General features: G+C 66.2%; 23 protein-coding genes. 6 read left to right on the forward strand and 17 right to left on the reverse strand.

The features are described 5' to 3' along the window. Positions 1 to 69 precede the first annotated feature (69 nt). The 4 genes from F3J15_RS00640 to F3J15_RS00655 form a co-directional block, all read right to left on the reverse strand. The gene (locus F3J15_RS00640) at positions 70 to 744 is read right to left on the reverse strand and encodes an OmpA family protein (protein ID WP_166886472.1); all 675 of its coding nucleotides are present in this window, start codon (positions 742 to 744) and stop codon (positions 70 to 72) included. Positions 745 to 783: 39 nt separating this feature from the next. Continuing rightward, positions 784 to 1548, reverse strand: coding sequence for a flagellar motor protein (locus tag F3J15_RS00645; RefSeq protein WP_166886475.1), 765 nt, complete (start codon positions 1546 to 1548; stop codon positions 784 to 786). Positions 1549 to 1561: 13 nt separating this feature from the next. Next, a complete protein-coding gene (locus F3J15_RS00650; RefSeq protein WP_166886478.1) occupies positions 1562 to 2803 on the reverse strand; it encodes a cyclic nucleotide-binding domain-containing protein in 1242 nt (413 codons plus the stop codon). A gap of 237 nt (positions 2804 to 3040) precedes the next feature. Continuing rightward, positions 3041 to 3706, reverse strand: a complete 666-nt coding sequence (locus F3J15_RS00655; protein WP_166886482.1) for a glutathione S-transferase family protein — start codon at positions 3704 to 3706, stop codon at positions 3041 to 3043. Between the two features lie 288 nt (positions 3707 to 3994). Here F3J15_RS00655 and phaZ point away from each other — a divergent pair, with 288 nt between their 5' ends. Further along, positions 3995 to 5350 carry a polyhydroxyalkanoate depolymerase gene (gene phaZ / locus F3J15_RS00660; RefSeq protein ID WP_166886485.1) on the forward strand — a complete coding sequence of 452 codons (1356 nt, stop codon included), beginning with the start codon at positions 3995 to 3997 and terminating at the stop codon, positions 5348 to 5350. A gap of 105 nt (positions 5351 to 5455) precedes the next feature. Here phaZ and F3J15_RS00665 read toward each other — a convergent pair whose 3' ends face one another. From F3J15_RS00665 to kdpA, 12 genes are all read right to left on the reverse strand, one after another. Further along, positions 5456 to 5914 carry a hypothetical protein gene (locus F3J15_RS00665; RefSeq protein WP_166886487.1) on the reverse strand — a complete coding sequence of 153 codons (459 nt, stop codon included), beginning with the start codon at positions 5912 to 5914 and terminating at the stop codon, positions 5456 to 5458. A gap of 61 nt (positions 5915 to 5975) precedes the next feature. Beyond that, the gene (locus tag F3J15_RS37620; RefSeq protein WP_167347852.1) at positions 5976 to 6113 is read right to left on the reverse strand and encodes an HHHH-motif protein; all 138 of its coding nucleotides are present in this window, start codon (positions 6111 to 6113) and stop codon (positions 5976 to 5978) included. Positions 6114 to 6423: 310 nt separating this feature from the next. Then, positions 6424 to 6858: a cupin domain-containing protein gene (locus tag F3J15_RS00675; protein ID WP_069250965.1), complete on the reverse strand. Its 435-nt coding sequence runs from the start codon at positions 6856 to 6858 to the stop codon at positions 6424 to 6426. Between the two features lie 93 nt (positions 6859 to 6951). After that, positions 6952 to 7719, reverse strand: coding sequence for an ATP-binding cassette domain-containing protein (locus tag F3J15_RS00680; RefSeq protein ID WP_039344915.1), 768 nt, complete (start codon positions 7717 to 7719; stop codon positions 6952 to 6954). 33 nt (positions 7720 to 7752) lie between these two features. Next, the gene (locus tag F3J15_RS00685) at positions 7753 to 8466 is read right to left on the reverse strand and encodes an ABC transporter permease (RefSeq protein ID WP_011355969.1); all 714 of its coding nucleotides are present in this window, start codon (positions 8464 to 8466) and stop codon (positions 7753 to 7755) included. Next, entirely contained in the window at positions 8463 to 9152 is a 690-nt protein-coding gene (locus F3J15_RS00690; protein ID WP_089447252.1) for an ABC transporter permease, read from the reverse strand. Before F3J15_RS00690 ends, F3J15_RS00685 begins: the two co-directional genes overlap by 4 nt. 174 nt (positions 9153 to 9326) lie before the next feature. Next, complete coding sequence (locus tag F3J15_RS00695; RefSeq protein WP_089486337.1) at positions 9327 to 10100, reverse strand: ABC transporter substrate-binding protein; 774 nt, start codon at positions 10098 to 10100, stop codon at positions 9327 to 9329. 291 nt (positions 10101 to 10391) lie between these two features. Then, positions 10392 to 11126, reverse strand: a complete 735-nt coding sequence (locus F3J15_RS00700; RefSeq protein ID WP_089447251.1) for a response regulator — start codon at positions 11124 to 11126, stop codon at positions 10392 to 10394. After that, complete coding sequence (locus tag F3J15_RS00705; protein WP_166886490.1) at positions 11123 to 12829, reverse strand: DUF4118 domain-containing protein; 1707 nt, start codon at positions 12827 to 12829, stop codon at positions 11123 to 11125. The genes F3J15_RS00700 and F3J15_RS00705 overlap by 4 nt, the downstream gene beginning before the upstream one ends. Positions 12830 to 12909: 80 nt before the next feature. Continuing rightward, the gene (gene kdpB / locus F3J15_RS00710; protein ID WP_205190633.1) at positions 12910 to 14934 is read right to left on the reverse strand and encodes a potassium-transporting ATPase subunit KdpB; all 2025 of its coding nucleotides are present in this window, start codon (positions 14932 to 14934) and stop codon (positions 12910 to 12912) included. 80 nt (positions 14935 to 15014) lie between these two features. After that, positions 15015 to 15716 (reverse strand): potassium-transporting ATPase subunit KdpC, encoded by a 702-nt coding sequence (gene kdpC, locus F3J15_RS00715; protein ID WP_205190624.1) that lies wholly within the window; start codon positions 15714 to 15716, stop codon positions 15015 to 15017. 10 nt (positions 15717 to 15726) lie between these two features. Continuing rightward, positions 15727 to 17430: a potassium-transporting ATPase subunit KdpA gene (kdpA, locus tag F3J15_RS00720; RefSeq protein WP_166886493.1), complete on the reverse strand. Its 1704-nt coding sequence runs from the start codon at positions 17428 to 17430 to the stop codon at positions 15727 to 15729. Here kdpA and F3J15_RS37625 point away from each other — a divergent pair. The 4 genes from F3J15_RS37625 to hutC all read left to right on the forward strand — a co-directional run bounded on the left by F3J15_RS37625 (position 17410) and on the right by hutC (position 20490). Then, complete coding sequence (locus F3J15_RS37625; protein ID WP_240158652.1) at positions 17410 to 17733, forward strand: hypothetical protein; 324 nt, start codon at positions 17410 to 17412, stop codon at positions 17731 to 17733. The genes kdpA and F3J15_RS37625 overlap by 21 nt on opposite strands. A gap of 251 nt (positions 17734 to 17984) precedes the next feature. Beyond that, positions 17985 to 18299 carry a hypothetical protein gene (locus F3J15_RS00735; RefSeq protein ID WP_166886499.1) on the forward strand — a complete coding sequence of 105 codons (315 nt, stop codon included), beginning with the start codon at positions 17985 to 17987 and terminating at the stop codon, positions 18297 to 18299. A gap of 185 nt (positions 18300 to 18484) precedes the next feature. Continuing rightward, a complete protein-coding gene (locus tag F3J15_RS00740) occupies positions 18485 to 19612 on the forward strand; it encodes a porin (RefSeq protein WP_166886502.1) in 1128 nt (375 codons plus the stop codon). 182 nt (positions 19613 to 19794) lie between these two features. Beyond that, a complete protein-coding gene (gene hutC / locus F3J15_RS00745; RefSeq protein WP_089428141.1) occupies positions 19795 to 20490 on the forward strand; it encodes a histidine utilization repressor in 696 nt (231 codons plus the stop codon). Positions 20491 to 20505: 15 nt separating this feature from the next. Here the strand turns inward: hutC and F3J15_RS00750 are convergent, their stop codons facing one another. Beyond that, positions 20506 to 21747, reverse strand: coding sequence for a glycosyltransferase (locus F3J15_RS00750; protein ID WP_166886505.1), 1242 nt, complete (start codon positions 21745 to 21747; stop codon positions 20506 to 20508). Between the two features lie 94 nt (positions 21748 to 21841). Here F3J15_RS00750 and F3J15_RS00755 point away from each other — a divergent pair, with 94 nt between their 5' ends. Then, positions 21842 to 22462, forward strand: a complete 621-nt coding sequence (locus F3J15_RS00755) for a TetR/AcrR family transcriptional regulator (RefSeq protein WP_166886508.1) — start codon at positions 21842 to 21844, stop codon at positions 22460 to 22462. Positions 22463 to 22691 lie beyond the last annotated feature (229 nt).

A 22691-nucleotide genomic window follows, 5' to 3' on the forward strand; every position in this document is an offset into this window, starting at 1 on the left:
GTTATGTTGTTGTCAGGCGGGCATATGCAGCCGCTTATAGATGCGGGAACATCGAAAATTCAGCGCGAATCAGTATGCAACGAAGATCGTGACACGCCGGTTGCGCGCCCGCGCGGCGGCATCGTCCCCCGCGACGAGCGGCTGCGTATCGGCCCGCCCGATCGCCGCGAGCCGGTGCGGGGCAACGCCGCGCTCGGTCAGGTAGCGCACGACGCTCCCCGCGCGCGCCGACGACAGCTCCCAGTTCGATTCGTATTTCGCGTTCGCGATCGGCACGCTGTCGGTATGCCCTTCGACGAGAATGTCGCCGGTCGCGTGATCGCTCAGTGCCTGCGCGATCTGGTTCAGCACCGGCGACGAATCGGGCAGCAGGCGCGCATCGCCTACGTTGAACAGGATCTTCGCGTCGATGCCGATCTCGACACCATGCGGCGCTTTCACGAGCGAGATCCGGCCGTTCGACTTCAACGTATCGAGCAAGGCGAGCCACGGCGGCGAGTGCTCAGGCGTCACGGCAGTAACGGCTGATGCACTCGCCGCACTTTCGGCATGCCGCGCGAGCGTCTGGTAACGCGCATCGAGCGCGTTGTATTTCGCGAGCTGGAGCACGTACAACGCGAGAAACAGCACCATCAGCGTCGTGATGAGATCCGCGTACGAAATCAGCCAGCGGCCGGATTGCGCGCCTTCGAGTTCGTCGTCGTCGCGATCGGCGGCGGATGCACCGTCAGTTCGAGCAGTCATGCGGTTGGAAGTCCGGGTTCGTCGTACGACACACGCGCATCACGCGAGCGATTCGACCGAGCGCCCACGCACGTCACCGGTCAGGCGCGTCTCGATCGTATGCGGCGATTCCTTGCGCGAAATCGCCAGCAATCCATCGAGATACAGCTTGCGAAACCGCAGCTCGCTGTCGATCTGCGCGCGCAGCTTGCCGTACAGCGGCAGGAACACGAGGTTCGCCAGCGCCAGCCCGTACAGCGTCGCGATGAACGCGACCGCGATGCCCGGCCCGAGTTGCGCCGGTTCGAGAATATGGCTCGTCACCTGCACGAGCCCGAGCACCGACCCGAGAATGCCGAACGTCGGCGCATAGCCGCCGGCCTGCTGCCACACGCGCGCGGCGGCGAGGCGACTGCGTTCGTAGGCATCGAGTTCGCGCTGCAGGGCGTCTTCGAGCACGGCGGTCGACACACCGTTCGCCAGCAGTTCGAGCCCGCGGCGCGCGAACGGATGGATGCCGGTCACGTCCATCGATTCGAACGCGAGCAGCCCGTCGAGCTTCGCGCGGTCGCCCCATTCGAGCAGGTCGGACAGGTTCTTGCGATCGACCTCGCGCGCCCGCACGAACGCGAGCCGCAATTGCTTCACCGCGTCGAAGAAGCGCGCCCAGGTGTTCTGGATCATCACCGCGCCGAGCGTGCCGCCGAGCACGATCACGAGCGCCTCGAACTGGAACAGCATCGAGAAATGCCCGCCTTCCAGCGCGAAACCGAACACGATCGCCGCGCCGCCCAACACCACGCCGGCCAGAGTCAACAGATCCATGCGCGCCCCCTCGTCAAGCATCCGATGCCGACGCGACAGGCGCCGTGCCCGCCGCCGGCGCCTTCGCCGCGCGCACGGCATCCAGCACGCGCCGCTCGATGTCCTCGATCTCGACCGGATCGAGCTTGAGCTCACGGCGCATCACCCACGACACCTCGTTGCGCCGCGCCTCGGTCATCACGGAGAACAGCTTGTCGGCCACCGCGCGATCGTCGAGATTCGCGATCAGCTTCGCGAGATCGTAGGTATCGAACGCGCTGATGACGTCGAACAGCGTGCGCTGGTCGATCGACACGAGATCCTCCAGCGCGCGCACCTCTCCACGTCGCGCATTGCGCCGCGAGAAGTACGTCACCCCCTTCTGTTCGACGTAACTGAGGACCTTCGATTTGCGGAACGCGAACAACTCGTCGGCAATCTCGCCGTTCGACAGCTTGTTGAGCAGCATCGTCTTCTCGACGCCGATCAGCGCTTCGAGATCGGCGAGTTCGATGAGTTCGAGTTCGCTGTTGATCGACAGGTCGAGATCGTGATCGGCCACCTGCTGCGCGCGATCGATCACGCGCGCGGCGTCGAACGTAACGACCTGGCGCGCATCCGACGACGCAGCATAGTCGACCGCTCCGCCCACATGGTCCGCCTGCGCCGCTTCGATCGTGACGAGATTGAGCTTCTCCATGCGTCGCAGCATCGCGAGCACGTGCGGCCGCGAATGGCCGGCAATCGCGCGGCATTTGCGGATCACTTCGGCGAGCGGCACCGAGGTTTCGGCCGCGTGGGCCTGCATCGGCCGGCGCGTCCACGCGTCGCCGCCATCGCGCGCTTCGGCGCCCGCCATCAGCGCCAGAACATGCGCATACGACAGCACGCCCGGCATGAAGTCGGCATGCGTGTAGGTAGCGAGTTGGTCGTCCTTGCGCTTCACGCGGCGGATCATCGTTCGCACGATGTGGCGCAGCAGCGCCGACACGCGCTCGATTTCTTCATCGAGCATGCCGGCCGGCACGACCGTCAGCTGACAGAATGAAAGAGCCTTCGCGGTATGGGCACGCGGCTCGGCCGCGAGCAGCGCCGACTCACCGAAGAACTCGCCGCGGCCGAGCGTCGCGACGACGACGCGCTTGTCGTCGCATCGCGTGGACAGCTCGACCTTGCCGTCGGTGATCAAGAAGATGACGGGCTCACCCGCAAAGCCTTCGGAGTAAATGATTTCCCCGGGCGCCGCTGTACGCGTCCACGATTGCTGACGATTCACGTCGATTCCCCTGCTGCGCTGATTTTTTCGGACTGCGCGTCGCACGTCGAAAGCATGTGATCGCGAGTCATCCCCGTGACTCGTTTACGTCATCGCGCTCAACGTCCTTTAGGGAATTCGTCCTCGTTTCGAACCGAAATCAAGGTAAAACGTTTGCGGGTCGCCTAGTCACACCGGAAAGTTCATTTCGATGCCTGCGCGTGTAGTGCAATTGAAAGCGCCGGGCGAACCCGTGCGTCAGAACTCCATATCGAGTTCGTCGATGTCTTCGTGCTCCGCCTTCGCCGCATCGATCCATTCCATCACGAACGGATGCGCGAGCACCTGCATGCAGTACTCGGCGATATCGGGCTCGAGCTTCACGTCATAGGTCAGGAAGCGCGTGACGACCGGCGCATACATCGCGTCGGCGATGCCGATCTCCGCACCGAACAGCCAGGGGCCGCCGTACGCGGCCAGGCACTCGCGCCAGATCGTCACGATTCGCTCGATGTCGTGCTGCGCGCGCGACCAGATGCGGAAGCCGGGGAAATGCGCGCGCAGGTTCATCGGCAACGCGGAGCGCAACGCACTGAAACCGGAATGCATCTCGCCGCAGATCGACCGGCAATGCGCGCGGGCTCTCCGGTCTTCAGGCAGCAGCCGCGCCTGCGGCCGGATTTCGTTCAGGTATTCGGCGATGGCGAGCGTGTCCCACACCGTGTTGCCGTCGTGTGTGAGGCACGGCACGAGAATCGACGGCGACAGCAACAGCAACTCCGCGCGCGACGCGGCGTCGATCGGCACGCTGACCGTCTCGAACACGAGCCCGCTCAGCTTCGCGAGCAGCCAGCCGCGCATCGACCACGACGAGTAATTGCGGCTGCTGATGGTCAGCGTCGTGTGTCCTCCGGTGACGTCCATATCGCTCCCCTGTTCAAAACCGTTCGTGCCCCTGCACCGAAAACAGACGCCGCGTGGCGTCACCCGCACCATGCCGGTGCCGCGCATTCGCCGAACTGGCGCAGCGCCGCACGCTGTCGTAGTACGTGCTGCACGACAGTCCGGTCGGGCAACGCATCGCGTGCGGCTGCCGGGTGGCGCGCGCCGCCTGCGTCGCCGCGTTCCGAACCACGTGCAACGCGCGTGCCAGCCGCAGGCTGGCACATCGCTTGCCTCGTTTAATGCAACGCAGCACAACGAGCGACAGCCATGAATCTGCTTGCCTATCCGTTCTATCAATGGTCTGCAGAATGCACGCGCCCGGCGCGCGCATGGGCTGCCGCTGCGCGCGCCACGATGTCGCTATGGCCGCCCTCCACCGCGACGCCGACCGGCCGCATGCTCGACGCGCTGTGCGAACTGCTCGAATGCTGCGCGTTCTCGCATCGGCGTCCGGCGTTCGGCATCGCGTCGATCGTCGTCGACGGCGAAACGGTGCCGATCGTCGAGGAAGCCGCCGCAGCCACGCCGTTCGGCACGCTGCTGCATTTCCGTAAGGCGTTGCCGGTCGCACGCCAGCCGCGCGTGCTGATCGTCGCGCCAATGTCCGGGCATTTCGCGACGCTGTTGCGCGGCACGGTACACACGATGCTCGCCGACCACGACGTGTACATCACCGATTGGCACAACCCGCGCGACATCCCGCTGACGGCCGGACGATTCGGTTTCGACGAATACGTCGCGCACGTGATCGACTTCATCCACCAGATCGGCCCGGACGCGCACGTGCTCGCGATCTGCCAGCCGACCGTCGCCGCGCTCGCGGCGGTCGCGTTGATGGCTGCCGGCGGCGATCCGGCGCAGCCCGCGAGCCTGACGCTGATGGCGGGCCCGATCGATTGCCGCGTGAATCCGACGAAAGTCAACGCGCTCGCGACGAGCCAGTCGATCGAATGGTTCGCGCGCAACCTGATCAGTGTCGTGCCGGCGGGCTTCGTCGGTGCGCAGCGCTGCGTGTATCCGGGCTTCGTGCAGGTCGGCGCGTTCATGTCGATGAATCCCGATCGCCATGCGGCGTCGTTCGCCGATCTGTATTACGAGCGCGCGAAAGGCGACCCGGCAAAAGCCGACACGCTGCGGCACTTCTACGACGAATACTTCGCCACCGCCGATCTCACCGCGGAGTTCTATCTGGAAACGGTCGAGAAGGTGTTCCAGCAATACGCGCTCGCGCGCGGCGAGCTGACGGTCGGCGATCGGCTCGTCGAACCGGCGGCGATTCATCGCACCGCGCTGTTGACGATCGAAGGCGAGAAGGACGATATCTGCGCGGTCGGCCAGACGGTGGCCGCGCAGGAGCTGTGCTCGGGGTTGCCGCCGTACCTGAAGACGCATCACGTACAGACGGGCGCGGGCCACTACGGCGTGTTCAACGGCAGCCGCTGGGAAAAGCATATCTATCCGATCGTGCGCGCGACGATCCACGACAACGAGCCGTACGATCGCACTGCCGGTGCGGAAGGCAACGCGGACGGCACGCACTACGTGACGCTGCGCGCGCTGCTCGACGCCCGCGCAGCCGCGCACGATGCAGCGACCGACACGCAGTCGCAGCTCGCCCACTGAAGCCGGACGGCGCTGAAAATGAAACGCCCCGCCGGGGGTGGCGGGGCGTGAGGTGATGCTGCGTGCGGACGACGCGCGAGGGAGCGGCTCGCGCGTCAGCCTGCGTTACGAACAGGCCTTGCCGTGCGACGCGTGGTAGCCCTTCGCCTTCGCGTCGGCTTCCGACATGTAGCTGCCGTGCTTCGTCTTGCCGTAGTACTTGTCGGTCGAGCAGTGATAGACCTTCGTGCTGTCGTTCGCCCACACCTTGCCCGCGCCGCCGCCCGGCGCTGCCGCCGCGGTCGTTTCTGCCGCGCTCTTCGCCGGCGCGGTGCCGGATGCGGAGGCTGCCATGGCCGGCGCTGCGGCCGGTGCGCTCGCGGCTGCCGCCGACGATGCGCCGTACCAGGTCTTCACACCCTTATGGCCCGCGCACGCGCCCTTCTTCGACGCGCCCGAGTAGAACGAGCCGTCCTTGCACAGACCGGTCGTGCCGGCCGGCGCGCTGGCCGGAACCTGCGCGAACGCACCGATCGACATACCCATGCCGGCGACCAGCGCGGCGATCAACATCGTCTTTTTCATAGTCCTCTCCTGATTTGCCTGAATGAAGCATGCGTTCCGGGTTTCCCCGGGAAAGTCGCGGTTACCGCACCCAGCGGCACACGCGATGGTGGTGATGATCGAAATGACACACACGGTGCGAATGCGCTTCGGCCAGTGCCGGAGCAAGAACGGCACATGCCACTGCGGTGGCCGTCAGGATCTTCGCGATGCGCTTCATGAAACTCTCCCGGGTAACCCAACCGGTGATCCGGCTGTATCTCCTTAACGCCGGACGTCGACAGGCCGTGCACCGCACCCACGCACAATTGACGATCTTTGACATCGCGACGCCGTCAACGCATCGAAGCTGACGAATGTCTTTCTTTTCTTTCCGGATCTTCAGCTTCGCGACCATTCGGAATTCGAAAGAATGTGACGAAAGGGAAAGTGGATTACACGGAAGCTTCCGCGACAGAAGCAACGAAAAAACCGCCCCGAAGGCGGTTGATCACAAGCGTGCGGATGATGCGTGCCGGAATACCGCGCAGCTACGCCCCCGCCTCACCCCACGGCGTCGGCGGCGGCACCGCGCACGGCCCTTCGACATCGATCGACTTGAAATCGGCGGGCCCGACGATCTCCAGGTACTCCATGTCCGGCGAGTAGTCGAACAGGTAGTGGACGATCCCCGGCGCCTGATGCACGCAGTCGCCGGCCGCCACCAGCGTTTCCTGCTCGCCGTACATGAAGCGCGCCCAGCCCTTCAGCATGATCACGATATGGAACTCGGCCTCGTGGCGGTGCCAGCCGGTGCCCGCCTCCGGTGCATGATTCGCCCGGACGAGTTGCGCGACGACCTTGCCGTTCGTCGCGGCTGCGATACCGAGATCGCGATAGAGGAAGAAGTCGCGCAGGCCTTCGCCGCGATACGCGGTGTCCTGTGGCTTCACATGGGAAAAGGCGGTGGTGGTCGGTGTGCTCATCGCGGTGCTCCTTCGTCGAAGGGATCACATGCGACAAGCATTTAGCGTTCCAGGGTGCGGCGTCCCGGGTAATCCGCGACGCCGCCTGCCTGCTTACTTCAACCGCCCCGACAGAAACTGCCCGAGCCGTTCGCTCTTCGGATTCACGAGAATCTCCTGCGGATTCCCTTCCTCCTCGATCTTCCCCTGATGCAGGAAGATCACGTGATTCGACACGTTGCGCGCGAAGCCCATCTCGTGCGTGACGACGACCATCGTGCGGCCTTCCTCCGCGAGCTTCTGCATCACCTTCAGCACTTCGCCGACGAGCTCCGGATCGAGCGCGGACGTCGGCTCGTCGAACAGCATCACTTCCGGCTCCATCGCGAGCGCGCGCGCAATGGCCACGCGCTGCTGCTGGCCGCCCGACAGGTGCGACGGATACATGCCCTCGACACGCGGCGCGAGGCCGACCTTCTCCAGGTACTTGCGCGCCCGCGCGATCGCTTCGTCCTTGCCGACGCCGAGCACGGCCATCGGCGCTTCGATGATGTTCTCGAGCACCGTCATGTGGGCCCACAGGTTGAAGTGCTGGAACACCATCGACAGCTTGGTGCGCATCCGCTGCAGCTGCTTCTGGTCGGCCACGCGCAGCGAGCCGTTGCGGTCGCGCGTGGTCTGGATCGGCTCGCTGCCGATCGTGATCTGCCCCGAGCACGGCTGCTCGAGGAAGTTGATGCAGCGCAGGAACGTGCTCTTGCCGGAGCCGCTCGAGCCGATGATGCTGATCACGTCGCCGGCCTTCGCCTTCATCGACACGCCCTTCAACACCTCGTTGTCGCCGAACTTCTTGTGCAGGTTGTCAACGGTAAGCTTGTACATGCTGGGTCCTTCCTTGCGAATCTTGCGAATGCGTTAATGGCCGCGCGGCGAGAGGTACGCGAGCCAGCGCGTCTCGAGCTTGCGGAACGCCCAGATGAGCGTGAACACGACGACGGCGTACAGCACGGCCGCGATGCCGTAGGCCTGGAACGACATGTAGGTCGCCGAATTGACGTCGCGCGTGACCTTCAGGATGTCGGGCACGGTCGCGGTGAACGCGAGCGTCGTCGCGTGCAGCATCAGGATCACTTCGTTGCTGTAGCTCGGCAGCGAGCGGCGCAGCGCGGAAGGCAGGATGATCCGCGTATAGAGCTTGAAGCGCGACATCCCGTAGGCCATGCCGGCCTCGATCTCGCCGGCCGACGTCGCCTTGATCGCGCCCGCGAAAATCTCGGTGGCATACGCGCATTCGTTCAGCACGAACGCGAGCAGCGTGCAGTTCATCGCATTGCGGAAGAACGTGTCGAGCAGCACGTGGTTGTGCACGACCTGCAGGCTGTAGATGCCCGTGTAGCACATCAGCAGCTGCACGTAGAGCGGCGTACCGCGGAACACGTACGTATAGAGCCACACCGGGCCGGAGATCCAGCGGTTCGACGATGCGCGCGCGATCGCGAGCGGCACGGCGAGCGCGAAGCCCAGCGCGATCGACACGACCAGCAGCCACAGCGTGATCGCGAGGCCGCTGAAACGGTAGCCGTCGGTGTAGAGATAGCTTTGCCAGTACTGGCTGACGAGTTCGATCACAGTGCGAGCCTCCGGACGCCGACGGAATAACGCTTCTCGAGGTGATGCAGCACGACGTTGGAGACCGTCGTGATCGCGAGGTAGATCGCGCCTGCAGCCAGCGTGAAGAAGAAGAAATCGAGCGTGCTCTTGCCCGCGTCCTGCGACGCCTTGACGACGTCGGCGAGGCCGATGATCGACACGAGCGCGGTGGCCTTCACGAGCACCTGCCAGTTGTTGCCGATGCCGGGCAGCGCGAAGCGCATCATCTGCGGGAACAGGATGCGGCGGAACACGCGCCAGCCGCTCATCCCGTACGCGAAGCCCGCTTCGAGCTGGCCGCGCGGCACCGCGAGGAATGCGCCGCGGAACGTCTCGGTGAAGTACGCGCCGTAGATGAAGCCGAGCGTGATGACACCGGCCACGAACGGATCGATGTCGATCTGGTCCCAGCCGAGCATGTCGGTGAAGTGGTTCAGCAGGATCTGGATCCCGTAAAACAGCAGCAGCATCAGCACGAGGTCCGGCACCGCGCGGATCAGCGTCGTGTAGAAGGTGCCGATCGACTTGAGCACGCGGTTCGTCGACAGTTTCGCGCTTGCGCCGATGAGGCCCAGCACGAGCGACGCCGCAAGCGACAGCACCGCGAGCTTCACGGTTTCCACCGTGCCGGCCCACAACAGCGGGCCAAATCCTTGGAAGATCATAGGAGGGATCCAGAACGATGTGGCTGGATTGTCAATAGCCATTACCCGGGTATCAAACGATATCTACGCACTACCTGATGCAACCTGCTCATCAAGTCGGACGCGTCACGCGAAGCGGGCCGCACCCACGACAGACGCGGCGCACACCGCAACCGATGCGCGCCGCATGGAGCGTCAGCCGCCGTAGACGTCGAACGCGAAGTACTTCTTCTCGAGCTTCTTGTACGTGCCGTCCTTGATGATGTCGGCGATCGCGTGGTCGATCTTCGCCTTCAGGTCGGCGTCGTCCTTGCGCAGCCCGATGCCCGCGCCGTTGCCGAGCGTCTTCGGATCGTCGATGTCCTTGCCGGCGAATTCGAAGTTCGCGCCGCGCGGCGTCTTCAGGAAGCCGATGTCGGCCTGCACCGCGTCCTGCAGCGCCGCGTCGAGACGGCCCGACATCAGGTCCTGGTACACGCCGTCCTGGTTCTGGTAAGGCACGACCCGCACGCCCTTCGGCGCCCAGTAGGCCTTCGCGTAGGTTTCCTGGATGGTGCCCTGCTCGACGCCGACCGACTTGCCCTTCAGCGATTCCGCCGTCGGCTGCAGGTTCGCGCCCTTCTTCGTGACGAGGCGCGTCGGCGTGTTGAACAGCTTGTCGGAGAACGCGATCTGCTCGGCGCGCGCCGGCGTCATCGACATCGACGACAGCACGCCGTCGAATTTCTTCGCCTTCAGCGCGGGAATCATCCCGTCGAAGTCGTTCTCGATCCACACGCATTTCGCCTTCAGGCGGGCGCAGATCTCGTTGCCGAGATCGACGTCGAAGCCGACGACCTTGCCGCTTGCGTCCTTCGATTCGAACGGCGGATAGCTGGCGTCGACGCCGAACCGGATCGTCGACCAATCCTTGGCGTGGGCACCGACCGCGATGCAGGCAAGGGCAATACTGAGCGCGAGTTTCTTCATGGCGTTCCTGTCAAAGGCGAACTGGGCGAGGGTCCCGTCGGGCGGCGCCGCCGCAAACCCTTCCAACCCGGAGACCGCCCTTTCCGGCGACGCCCCAAGTTGTACATACAACTTTGCCTTTTCAGCGGGTGCGCCAGCAATCCGTGTTTATCTCTAGTTGTCGGCGGATTGTTTAACGAATGTGAATTTTCCTTTATCTTCAATTAATTACGAATTACAAAAAACTAAACAACAGCTTTCTCCAGACGGTCGCACGCCGCCGTGAGCCGGCTTTCACTTGTCTAGACCTGGCTACGCCGCACCGCGCGGCCCGTCCGCCATCCCGACCGTTTCCAGACCGACCAGCCGGTAGCCGAACTGCAATTCCGTCAGCAGGTGCCGCGGGCGCGCCGGCACCGGTTCGAGCTTCTGCCGCAGGTTCGTCATGTACACGCGCACGTAATGCGCGCGGTCGGCATCATGGATGCCCCACACCTCCGCCAGCAATTGCCGCGCGGCGATCACGCCGCCCCGCGCGCGAATCAGCGCGGCGAGCAGCCGGAATTCGAGACGCGTCAGGTGGACCGGCTCGCCGCCGCGCGCGACTTCGTGCTTGCCGAGATCGACGGTCACGTCGCCGAACCGCACGATCGACGACGATTGCCCGTCGGCCGATACGAACGCCGCGCGCCGCAACTGCGCGCGTGCCCGCGCGAGCAGTTCGGGCACGCCGAACGGCTTCGGCAGGTAATCGTCCGCGCCCGCATCGAGCGCCGCAACCTTCTCCACTTCCTGCTGCCGCGCCGACAGCACGATCACCGGCACCGTCGACCACTCGCGCAGCTCGCGGATGAAGGTCTTGCCGTCGTCGTCCGGCAGCCCGAGATCGACGATCACGAGATCGGGCTTGCTGCTCGACGCATACATCCGCGCCTCGCGGGCCGTCGACGCCTCGCAGGTGTCGAGCCCCTCCTGTTCCAGCGCCATCCGCACGAAACGGCGGATGTCCGATTCGTCCTCGACGATAAGTACGCGCGATCTGATCATGTCCGGCTCTCGTGTTCGATATCGGGCGGCGCGCCCAGTGGCAGGCGAATCTCGAACCGCGCGCCGTGCGGATCGAGCGGCACCGCGCGGATCGAGCCGCCGTGCGCGTTGACGATGCTGCGGCACAGCGCGAGCCCGAGCCCCACGCCGCTGATCGACGATTCCTTGCGTTCGCGCTCGAACGGCTCGAACAGCGGCTCGGTGTTGCGCGCGATGAAGCCGGGCCCGTCGTCCTCGACGAATACGTACAGCGTTTCGCCGAACACGCGCGCCCGCACCGCCACGGCCGCGTCCGTGCCCGCGTACTTCGATGCGTTGTCGAGCAGGTTCATCAGCACGCGTTCGATCAGCAGCGCGTCGACGTCGATCAGCGGCAGGTCGGCCGGCAAGTCGGTGCTCACGTCGCGGCCGGCCAGCACGCCGGCCGAATGCGCGAGCGCGCTGCCGACGATCTCGTCGAGCATGTGCCATTCGCGATTCAGCCGCACACCCTCGCTCTGCATGCGCGCGAGGTCGAGCAGGTTCACGACGAGCCCGTGCAGCGCCTCGGCCTGGTTGCGGATGCCGTGCGCGAGCGCGGCCGGCTGCCCGTCGGCCAGCCGCTCGGGCCGCTCCAGTGTCTCGGCCAGCCCGCGGATCGCGGTCAGCGGCGTCTTCAGGTCGTGCGACACCGCGGCGAGCAGCGCGTTGCGCAGCCGTTCGCCTTCGATGCGGACCAGCGTGTGCTGCGCGACGCCGACGTAGTGCACGCGTTCGAGCGCCATCGCGATCGACGAGCACAGCGCGTCGATCAGGCGGCGATCGTCGGAGTCCGTGGGGACCGGCTGCGCGTCGCCGAACAGCACGAGCACGCCGCGCACGCGCATCGGCGCCTTCAGCGGCAGGTACTGCGCGGCCGCGCGCTCGAACGGCGGCATTCCGCACCCGGCGCCACGTGCGTTCTCGTAGACCCAGCGGGCAATCGGTGCTTCGACGAACCGGGCGTGCTGCGCCGGCATCAGATGGTCATCCGCATCCGGCAGCACGAGTGCGACGCGCACGCCGAGCAGCGGCGCGATCGTGCCGGTGCAGATCGATGCGATCTGCTCGGTCTCGATCGCCGCCGACAGGTCATGCGCGACCCGGGCCAGCGCCGCCGAACGCTTCTCGTTCGCGCGTGCGGCCCGCGCCTCCGCACGCAGGCGCGCCGCGAGCTGGCCGATCGCGAGCGCGACGGCCAGCATCAACGCGAACGTGAACACGTACTGCGTATCCGACACCGCGAACGACAGCCTCGGCTCGACGAAGAAGAAGTCGAAGCAGCCGACGCACACGAACGCGGCCCACGCGCCGGCGAGCCGCCCGAGCCGCAGCGCGATCAGCACGACGGTCATCAGGAACAGCATCACGACGTTCGACAGGTCGAACACGCGCAGCAGCGCGCTGGCCGCCAGCGTCGCCAGCGCGCACACGAGCGTGGCGAGCAGCAGCGGCACCGCGTACCGCGACACCCATACGTGCGTGCGTGGGTGCGCTTCGCGCACGGCCAGCATCGGCTGCGTGTCGGGCCCGGCGCCCGCGATGCGGTCGGCCAGCATCGCGCACGCGCGCAGCACGCCACGCCAGCGGTCACGGCGCACGCCGTCCCCGCTGCGGCGGGCGGCGGTGTCCCGCGGCCCCGTTGCCCGTCGATTCGCTTCGCTCACGTTCACATTCACATCCATGATCGCTTCCGGCAATTGAAACGCCGAACGGCCCCGCGCACGCCATGAAGGCGTGAGCGGGGCCGCGACGGCGCGTTCGGTCAGATAAACGGCGTCAACAGCATGTCGATCAGCTTGATGCCGATGAACGGCGCGATGATCCCGCCCACGCCATAGATCAGCAGGTTGCGCCCCAGCAGCTTCTCGGCCGGCTCCGCGCGATACTTCACGCCTTTCAGCGCGAGCGGGATCAAAGCGACGATGATCAGCGCATTGAAGATCACCGCCGACAGGATCGCCGACGTCGGGCTGTGCAGCCCCATCACGTTCAGCGCGCCGAGCGCCGGGTACGTCGCGACGAACGCGGCCGGGATGATCGCGAAATACTTCGCGAGATCGTTGGCGACGCTGAACGTGGTCAGCGCGCCGCGCGTCATGATCATCTGCTTGCCGACTTCGACCACCTGCATCAGCTTCGTCGGGTTGCTGTCGAGGTCGACCATGTTGGCCGCCTCCTTCGCCGCCTGCGTGCCGCTGTGCATCGCGACGGCCACGTCGGCCTGCGCGAGCGCGGGCGCATCGTTGGTGCCGTCGCCCGTCATCGCGACGAGATGGCCCTTCGCCTGGTGCTCGCGGATCAGCCGCAGCTTGTCTTCCGGCGTCGCTTCGGCGAGGTAGTCGTCGACGCCGGCTTCCGCCGCGATCGCGGCCGCGGTGAGCCGGTTGTCGCCGGTGATCATCACCGTCTTCACGCCGACCTTGCGCAGCTCGGCGAAGCGCGCGGCGATCCCGTGCTTGACGATGTCCTTCAGTTCGATCGCACCGAGCACGCGGGAACCGTCGGCCACGACGAGCGGCGTGCCGCCGCGTCGCGCGATATCGTTGACCGCCGTCTCGACCGCCTGAGGAAACACGCCGCCGAGCGCATCGACGTGTGCGCGGATCGCCGACGCCGCGCCCTTGCGCACCTGACGTTCGCCGATGTCGAGGCCGCTCATCCGCGTACGCGCGCTGAACGGCACCGTGATGCTGCCGGCGGTCGCGACCACGTCCAGCGAGAAGCGCTGCTTCGCGAGCGCGACGATCGAGCGCCCTTCCGGGGTCTCGTCGGCGAGCGACGACAGTTGCGCGGCCTCGGCCAGCGCACGCTCGTCCACGCCCGGCGCCGGCCGGAACTGCACGGCCTCGCGATTGCCGAGCGTGATCGTGCCGGTCTTGTCGAGCAGCAGCACGTCGACGTCACCGGCCGCCTCGATCGCGCGGCCCGACGTCGCGAGCACGTTCGCGCGCATCATGCGGCTCATCCCCGCGATGCCGATCGCCGACAGCAGCGCACCGATCGTCGTCGGGATCAGGCACACGAGCAACGCGATCAGCACGGTCAGGCTCACCGCCGTGCCCGACGCATTCAGCAGCACGCTGAACTGCGAGAACGGCAGCAGCGTCACGCACACGAGCAGGAAGATGATCGTCAGCGCGACGAGCAGGATCGTCAGCGCGACCTCGTTCGGCGTCTTGCCGCGCTTCGCGCCTTCGACCATCGCGATCATCCGGTCGAGGAACGCTTCGCCCGGTTGCGCGGTGATCTTCACGATGATCCAGTCGGACAGCACGCGCGTGCCGCCCGTCACCGACGAGAAATCGCCGCCCGACTCGCGGATCACCGGCGCGGATTCGCCGGTGATCGCCGATTCGTCGACCGACGCGACGCCGTCGATCACTTCGCCGTCGGCGGGAATCGTGTCGCCGGCCTCGACGAGCACGATGCTGCCGGCCGCGAGCTCGTCGCTCGGCACGCGATGGCTGGTACTGCCGAATTGCCTCGGCTCGTCGAGCACCTTCGCGTACACGCGCTTGCGCGCCGCGCGCAGCGCATCGGCCTGCGCCTTGCCGCGCCCCTCGGCCAGCGCCTCGGCCGCATTCGCGAACAGTACGGTGAACCACAGCCAGCACGCGACCGCGAAGATGAAGCCGGCCGGCGCGTCGCCCGTGCCGGTCAGCGCCTGCAACCACAGCACGGTCGTGACGATGCTGCCGAGATACACGACGAACATCACGGGATTCTTCAACTGCACGCGCGGCGCGAGCTTGCGGAACGCCTCGCGCAGCACGGCCGTCCAGCGCATCGGCGGCACGCCGCCGACCGGCATCGCCACTGGATTGATCGGGGTTTCGATATGGGACATGAGTGACTCCGTGGTTCCTGCTATTGCTTCGCGCCGGCCGCGTGGCCGAATGCACGGTCCAGCGCGAGGTTCAGGTCGAGCACGCGCACGCGCGGTTCGCCGAGCACGCCGAGCTGGCGCGGCAACGCGATCCGGTCGACCAGCGCCGTGACCTGCGCAGCATCGACGTCGCGCGCCTGCGCGACCCGCGCCGCCTGCAGCCGCGCGTTCGCGACCGAGATCTCGGGATCGAGCCCCGATGCCGACGCGGTCACCGCATCCGCCGGCACCGGCGTGCCGGCGGCGAGCGCGTTCTCCTGCCGGTAGGTGCGCACACGCAGCGCAATATCCGCGAGCAGCTTCTTGCTGGTGGCACCCTGGTTGCTGGCGCCGCTGCCGGCCGCGTTGTACGGCTGGTCGACCGTCTTCGACGGATCGGCCGGATCGGTGCCGACCGTCGCGCTCGGCCGCCCGTGGAAGTAGCCGGCATGCGTGAACGGCTGCCCGATCACCGCCGAGCCGACCGTCGTGCCGCTCTGCTGCACGAGACTGCCGCGCGCCTGCGACGGGAACAGCACGTTCGCAACGCCGGTGGTGAGCAGCGGATACGCGACACCCGTGACGAGCATGAACAGGACCGACGACGCGATCACGGGCCGCACGAGGCCGCGCGTCGCCGCGCCGAACGAAGAACCGGGTGCCGGCGCGGCGGCGGCCGCTGCCTGGCGATTGCCTTGCATCATGATGTTTTCCTCAGAACAGTTGGCCGCCCGACATCATCAGGTGCTCGACGATCGGGCCGAGCGCGAGCGCCGGCAGGAACGTGAGGCCACCGACGACCAGGATCACGAAGACCAGCAGGCCGGCGAACAGGCCCGTCGACGTCGACAGCGTGCCCGCGCTTTCCGGCACGCTCTTCTTCGCGGCGAGACTGCCGGCGACCGCGAGCATCGGCAGCAGCGTCAGGTAGCGGCCGATCAGCATCGCGAAGCCGATCGTCGTGTTGAAGAACGGCGTGTTCGCATTCAGGCCCGCGAACGCGGAGCCGTTGTTGGCCGTGCCCGACGTGTACGCGTACAGCACTTCGCTGAAGCCGTGCGGGCCGAGGTTCGCGAGGCTGTCCATCGTCGCGTGCAGCATCGCCGCCACCGCGGTGAAGCCGAGGATGCTGAACGGATGCGCGAGCACCGCGAGCATCACGAGCTTCATCTCGCGCGCCTCGATCTTCTTGCCGAGGAACTCCGGCGTGCGCCCGATCATCATCCCGACCAGGAACACCGTGAGGATCGCGAACGTGAACAGGTTGATCAGCCCGACGCCGTCGCCGCCGAACACGTTGTTCAGCATCATCTGCGCGATCGGCACGAGCCCGCCGAGCGGCGTCAGCGAGTCATGCATCGCGTCGACCGAACCGGTGGTCGCGGCCGTCGTGACCGTGGCGAACAGGCTCGTCTGCGCGATGCCGAAGCGCATTTCCTTGCCTTCCATGTTGCCGCCCGGCTGCGTGGCGCTCATCTGCTGGTCGACGCCGAGCCCGGTCACGAGCGGATTGCCGTGCTGCTCGGCCGAATAGATCACGGCCAGGAAGCCGACGAACATCACGACGAACGCGGCGAGGATCACCCAGCCCTGGCGGCGCCGGCCGATCATCGTGCCGAGCGCATAGGTCAGCGCGGACGGAATCAGCAGCATCGACAGCATGTGCAGCGTGTTGGTGAGCGGCGTCGGGTTCTCGAACGGATGCGCGGCGTTCATGCTGAAGAAGCCGCCGCCGTTCGTGCCGAGATGCTTGATCGATTCGAGGCTGGCCACGGGCCCCATCACGATCTGCTGGCGCGCGCCTTCGAGCGTGGTCGCCCATGCGTCGGACGCGAGCGTCTGCGGCATGCCCTGCCACACGTATACGAGCGCCATCACGAAGCTGAGCGGCAGCAGCACGCGATAGGTCACGCGCGTGAAGTCGACCCAGTAGTTGCCGATGTCCGCCGCGCTCTTGCGGCTCAGCCCGCGGATGAAGCCGCCCGCGGCCGCGACGCCGGTCGCCGCGCTGACCACCATCAGGAACGTGATGACGGCCATCTGCGAGAAGTTCGACAGGCTGCTCTCGCCCGCATACGCCTGCCAGTTCGTGTTCGTGATGAACGACGCGGCGGTGTTGAACGCGAGGTCGGGGCTTTGCGACGCGCGCTGCAGCGCGTCGAACGGCAGCGTGTCCTGGATGCGCAGCAGCAGGTAGCCGACCAGCATCATCCCGGCATTGCTGAGCAGCAGCACCATGCCGTAGCGCTGCCACGACATCGCTTCGTCGGGATTCACGCCGAGCAGCGCATAGGTACGGCGTTCGACCCACGCGTGGCGCGGGCTCGTAAAGGCGTGCGCGAGCCATTTCCCGACGACGGGCACCAGCGCCAGCATGATCGCGAGAACGATCGCGAATTGAATGAGATTGTTGAACATGTCGACGCTCGCTCAGATCCGGTCAAGGCCGGTGATGAAACCCGCCGTCAAGGCAAAGAACGCGAGCGTGAAAAAGATGAAAAGCAGATCGCTCATGACATTCACCGATATTTTCGAATTCCTGTTGAATCGCGCCAATCAATACCGCTCGGGTTTGATCAACGCATGAAACAGATAGATAAAGAGCGCGAGCGACAACGCGCCGGTGATCCACAACATGGCTTTCCCCTTTTTCATATGCGCGGCAACACCGCGCGATCGTCGGTGCACCGGGCCTCGCCGTGTCGGCGCAGGCCCGTGTGACGCCCCCATGCTCATCTGGCGAATGGGATGCGACAGTGTAGAAATCCGCGTATCAAAGCGGTGTTCAATTTCCTTACGCGGAGTAAAAAAGCTGTAAAGACGAAAGCCGGCGGCGATGGCGTTTTTATGCGTTCTTTTCGGGGCCAATACGAGTCTATACACCGTATCTTCACCGCGATTCCTAGAATGGGCGACATGTCCAAGACGAGATCTCCGCGGTGCGGAGCACGATGCGATCCGGGGATGCCAGCATGAAACCGACCAGAACCGAAACCGCCGCTTCACGCGATCTGCCGTCCGTTCGTTCGCGGCGCCGGTGCGCTGCCGACGAGCTCGTGCTGCTGTCGATCCGCGTCGAATCGGACAACCTCGCCGTCGTGCGGCGCCTGCTGCACCAGGCGGTCGGCACCGCGCTCAACTTCTATACGGCCGCGATCGACAATCGCACCGGGCGCGCATGCATCGAGCTCGAAGTCGCACGGTCGCAGGCGTCACCCGCCATCCTGTCGATCCTCCGCCTGCTGCCGGCCGCCGAATTCGGCACGATCCGCCTGCTGCAGCACTAGCCGGCCTCCGATGCGGCCGCGCGTGACACGCGTCACGCGCCCGCTCCCCTTTCATCGATTCGAACGCGCGTCTCCGGTGCGAACGCGTGCGGTTCGTCTTCATCACGAGCCGCGCACGCTCGCCGCCGGTGCGCGCGCCGGATCGTCGTTCCCGTCGCTACGGGCCTTTCCAGGAAGCACAACCAATGAAAAAAGCAGTCGCCGGTACCCTCTCCCTCGCGTTCCTCAGCGCCGCCGCGCATGCGCAAAGCAGCGTCACGCTCTACGGGATGCTCGATGCGGGTATCGTCTATACGAACAACCAGTCGGGTAAAAGCGCGTGGCAGCAAGGCAGCGGCCTGCTGTCGAATACGGTCTTCGGCCTGAGCGGCAACGAGGATCTCGGCGGCGGCCTGCATGCGCTGTTCCGCCTCGAAAACGGCTTCAACCTGAACAACGGCACGCAGTCCTACAAGAACACGATGTTCGGCCGCCGCGCGTACGTCGGCCTGCAGAGCGACCAGTACGGTGCGCTGACGCTCGGCCGCCAATACGATGCCGTGGTCGATTATCTCGGCCCGCTCGCGATGGCGAACAACGGCGACGGCAACAACCTCGCGTCGCATCCGTTCGACAACGACAACCTCGACGATTCGTTCTACATCGACAACGCGGTGAAATACACGAGCCCGACGCTCGCCGGCTGGCAGTTCGGCGGCCTGTACGGGTTCAGCAACGCGGCCGGCGGCTTTGCGAACAACCGCGCATACAGCGCGGGCGTGTCGTACGCAAACGGGCCGGTCAGCCTCGGCGCCGCGTACCTGCAGCTCAACCGCGGCGGGCTGACGGCCGGCGGTGCACTGTCGACCAACGACGGGCCGAACTTCCCGGCCGTGCGCCAGCGCGTGATGGGCGCGGGCGGCAGCTACGCGTTCGACCAGTTGACGGTCGGCGCGCTGTGGACGCATTCGATGTTTGACGAAACGGCTGCGTCGTCGCTGCCCGGCGCGCTGAATGCGCTGCGCTTCGACAACTTCGAGGTCAACGCGCGCTATGCGCTGACGCCGGCCGTCTCGTTCGCGGGCGCCTATACGTTCACCAACGGCCGCTACGACGACGCAACCGGCAGCCATCGGCCGAAATGGCACCAGGTGACGCTGATGGCCGACTACGCGCTGAGCAAGCGCACCGACGTGTATGCGGAAACCGTCTACCAGCACCAGTTCGGCGTGCCGGCGGGCGCGACGCTCGGCTTCGCGAACGTCACGGGGCTCGCGGCTTCGTCGACCAACACGCAGGTGGTCGGGACGGTGGGCATCCGGCATCGGTTCTGACCGCACGCCAGCCGCCCAAGGCCGGCCGCTCTGTGCAATCCCGCATGGACGCGCGCCGGCCGAACAGGGATCATTCGGGGAATCCGGGCCCGCGCGTCCGCGAAACCGGTACACTCGGCGCCGGGCGCGCGCCGGATCGGCATTCGGCGGCGGGCCGCTGCCGACTCTCGAATCGTGATCCCATGACCACACCGATCTATCAGGAAATCAAGGACTTCATCCTCGCGCGCATTCATGCCGGCGAATGGGCGGAAGGCGACCAGGTGCCGTCGGAGAACGAGCTCGCGCGCGAATTCAACGTCGCGCGGATGACCGTCAACCGCGCGCTGCGCGAGTTGACCGCCGAGCAGGTGCTCACGCGCACGCGCGGCTCCGGCACGTACGTCGCGTCGCCGAAGTACGAATCGACGCTCGTCGCGATCCGCAGCATCTCGGACGAAGTCGCCGCGCGCGGCCACGGCTATCGCGCGCAGGTGCTGCAGGTCGGCGCGGCCGTCGCCGATGCGAAGCTCGCCGACGAGCTGCAGATCGACACGGGCAGCCCGATCTTCCATTCGCGCGTGCTGCACTTCGAGAACGACACGCCCGTGCAGCTCGAGGAGCGCTGGGTCAATCCGGCCTGCGCGCCCGAATACGCGTTGCAGGACTTCACGACGACGACGCCGAACCAGTACCTGACGCGCGTCGCGCCGCTGCAGCGCGTCGAATACCGGATCGAGGCCGCGATGCCCGACGCCGAAACGCGCCGCCACCTGACGATGGACGACCGCGAGCCGTGCCTGTTGCTGCATCGGCGCACGTGGTCGCAGGGGATGGTCGCGTCGGTCGCCAATCTGTGGCACCCGGGCAGCCGGTACCGGTTCACCGGGCATTTCTGAGGTGGATGCGCGGGCTCACCGCGCTACGGCACGCCCCCATCGCTCGATTGCACTGACGGCCCCCTTCAACCCTTCTTCTTGCGCGATGCGCGCGCCGAGTTCGATCGCGCGCGCTTTCGTTTCGTCCCGTTCGGCAAATGTGATGGCCCGCGCCAGTGCGGCGGCGTCCACGCGTCGCCCCGCCACCGGCGCATCCGCCACGCCGAGCCTGTGCAGCCGGTTCGCCCAGAAGAACTGATCGCCCGCGAACGGCACGACGACCGACGGAATGCCGGCCCGCGCCGCCGAATGCGTGGTGCCCGATCCACCGTGATGGATCGCCGTCGATACGCGCGGGAACAGCCAGTCATGCGGCGTATCGCCGATCGCGCGAACGTTCGCCGGCAGCATCGACGCGTCGATGCCGCTCCAGCCCGGATAAAACAGCGCGCGCCGGCCGGCGAGCGCACGCGTCAACGCATCGATCATCGCGGTGCGATCGAAGCCGGCCATACTGCCAAAACCGATGTACACGGGGCGATCGCCCGCTTCGAGAAAGGTCGAGAGATCAGGCGGCGGCGCCCAGGCATGCGCATCGATCCGCCACTGGCCGCACGCCTGTACATTCGACGGCCAGTCGCCCGGGCCGGACAGCAGCGCCGGCGATACGCCGTACAGCATCGGATGGTCAGTCCATACATGCTTGCGCGGCGGCAACCCGCACACGCTCGCTCGTGCCGCATTCGTCGCCTTCCTGAACGCCTGCCACAACAGCGCGTTCACGAACCGGTGGCTCGTGCGGTTCAGCCAGCGCGGCAATTTCCCCGGCGGCAGGAACGGCGACGCGAATTCGGTGGTGGGCGTGATCGGGATCATGCCGGTGCCGATCGCCGGCACGCCGCGATACTCGGCGACCGACAAGCCGACGAACGATGCGAGCCCCGACACGAGAATCGCGTCGCAGCCTGCCGACGCATCCGCGATTTCGCGCATCCACGCAGCCGTGTTCGCATTGGCGATCGCCGCAAGCGCCTTCGACGTGTCATTGAAACCGCCGCGACCGCGCACCGCATCGGCCAATGCGCCATCCGGCGCAATCGCCCGGCGGATATCGCCGGACAACGACGCCGACGGTACGCCCAGCACCGCGGCCGATCCGAGCGTCGCCGCATCGGCCAGCAGCCGGACATCGTGGCCGGCATCGATCAGCGCACGGCCGAGCGCCGCGAGCGGGCGCGCGTCGCCTTCGGTGCCGTAGGTGGCGATGACGAGTTTCATGCGTGACTCCTCGTACCCGGCTGGAACGGGTGGATTCAAAAAAATGCACGTCGTATACTAATGCAACTCGTGCACTTTCAGTCAATCCCCCGCCATGACGACTCCGACCGACGATCCGGGCCGCCGCGCACGCAAGCGCATCCAGATGCTCGCGCATCTCGCCGCCACCGGTGCGCGCCTGTTCGACGCGCACGGCTATGAAGCCGTCACGATGGAACAGATCGCCGCGCAGGCCGATGTCGCGAAGCGCACGCTGTACAACCACTTTGCAACGAAGGAAGCCGTGCTCGCGCACTGGCTGGAGGGTGAACTCGCACGCGATCTCGCGCATCTGCAGCGCGACGTCGCGCGGCGCAAGACCTTCGCGTCACGCATCGGCTGCGTGCTCGATGCATCGGCTGCGTGGTGCGAGCAGCATCCCGCTTACCTGCTCGCGTATCTGCGCCATCGCTTCCTGAGCATCGGCGCGGTCGAACCGGCAAGCGGTGGGGAGAACGGCAGCGATATCACGCGCGTGTGGCAGCAACTGATCGCGGCCGGGCAGCAATCCGGCGAACTGAACGGCACGCTGCGGGCCGACCAGCTCGCGACGTGGTTCCATCACCTGTATCTCGCGGCGATGCTGCGCTGGCTGACCGTGCCGGGGCTGTCGCTGAAACGGGAGTTCCAGGCGGTCGCGAAGCTGTTCGTCGAAGGCGCGGAAGCGAAAGGCTGAGCGGCGCCGGTGAGCGGTAAGCGGTGAGCGATGGCCAGTGGCCGGTCGGGCGCTCGCCGGGTGCGAGCGCCACGGAGACGGTCGACGCGACGTTTCCGGCGAATACGACGCGACGAACGCGTCGCGCGGCACAGATGCATTTTTACGACGAACGCACGCATCGCATGCCAAATTTCCCGTGCAGCAGTATGCTGATGTCGTACGGCCGCGCACGACGCCTCGGGTAATC

The organism is Burkholderia sp. Ap-955 (assembly GCF_011753045.1).
GTDB lineage: Bacteria > Pseudomonadota > Gammaproteobacteria > Burkholderiales > Burkholderiaceae > Burkholderia > Burkholderia lata_D.

Coding starts and splice junctions, on each gene's coding strand:
- F3J15_RS00640 (WP_166886472.1), bottom strand. CDS start 744: ATGACTGCTCGAACTGACGGTGCATCCGCCGCCGATCGCGACGACGAC.
- F3J15_RS00645 (WP_166886475.1), bottom strand. CDS start 1,548: ATGGATCTGTTGACTCTGGCCGGCGTGGTGTTGGGCGGCGCGGCGATC.
- F3J15_RS00655 (WP_166886482.1), bottom strand. CDS start 3,706: ATGGACGTCACCGGAGGACACACGACGCTGACCATCAGCAGCCGCAAT.
- phaZ (WP_166886485.1), top strand. CDS start 3,995: ATGAATCTGCTTGCCTATCCGTTCTATCAATGGTCTGCAGAATGCACG.
- F3J15_RS00665 (WP_166886487.1), bottom strand. CDS start 5,914: ATGAAAAAGACGATGTTGATCGCCGCGCTGGTCGCCGGCATGGGTATG.
- F3J15_RS37620 (WP_167347852.1), bottom strand. CDS start 6,113: ATGAAGCGCATCGCGAAGATCCTGACGGCCACCGCAGTGGCATGTGCC.
- F3J15_RS00675 (WP_069250965.1), bottom strand. CDS start 6,858: ATGAGCACACCGACCACCACCGCCTTTTCCCATGTGAAGCCACAGGAC.
- F3J15_RS00680 (WP_039344915.1), bottom strand. CDS start 7,719: ATGTACAAGCTTACCGTTGACAACCTGCACAAGAAGTTCGGCGACAAC.
- F3J15_RS00690 (WP_089447252.1), bottom strand. CDS start 9,152: ATGATCTTCCAAGGATTTGGCCCGCTGTTGTGGGCCGGCACGGTGGAA.
- F3J15_RS00695 (WP_089486337.1), bottom strand. CDS start 10,100: ATGAAGAAACTCGCGCTCAGTATTGCCCTTGCCTGCATCGCGGTCGGT.
- F3J15_RS00700 (WP_089447251.1), bottom strand. CDS start 11,126: ATGATCAGATCGCGCGTACTTATCGTCGAGGACGAATCGGACATCCGC.
- F3J15_RS00705 (WP_166886490.1), bottom strand. CDS start 12,829: ATGGATGTGAATGTGAACGTGAGCGAAGCGAATCGACGGGCAACGGGG.
- kdpB (WP_205190633.1), bottom strand. CDS start 14,934: ATGCGCTGGACGGCCGTGCTGCGCGAGGCGTTCCGCAAGCTCGCGCCG.
- kdpC (WP_205190624.1), bottom strand. CDS start 15,716: ATGATGCAAGGCAATCGCCAGGCAGCGGCCGCCGCCGCGCCGGCACCC.
- kdpA (WP_166886493.1), bottom strand. CDS start 17,430: ATGTTCAACAATCTCATTCAATTCGCGATCGTTCTCGCGATCATGCTG.
- F3J15_RS00735 (WP_166886499.1), top strand. CDS start 17,985: ATGAAACCGACCAGAACCGAAACCGCCGCTTCACGCGATCTGCCGTCC.
- F3J15_RS00740 (WP_166886502.1), top strand. CDS start 18,485: ATGAAAAAAGCAGTCGCCGGTACCCTCTCCCTCGCGTTCCTCAGCGCC.
- hutC (WP_089428141.1), top strand. CDS start 19,795: ATGACCACACCGATCTATCAGGAAATCAAGGACTTCATCCTCGCGCGC.
- F3J15_RS00750 (WP_166886505.1), bottom strand. CDS start 21,747: ATGAAACTCGTCATCGCCACCTACGGCACCGAAGGCGACGCGCGCCCG.
- F3J15_RS00755 (WP_166886508.1), top strand. CDS start 21,842: ATGACGACTCCGACCGACGATCCGGGCCGCCGCGCACGCAAGCGCATC.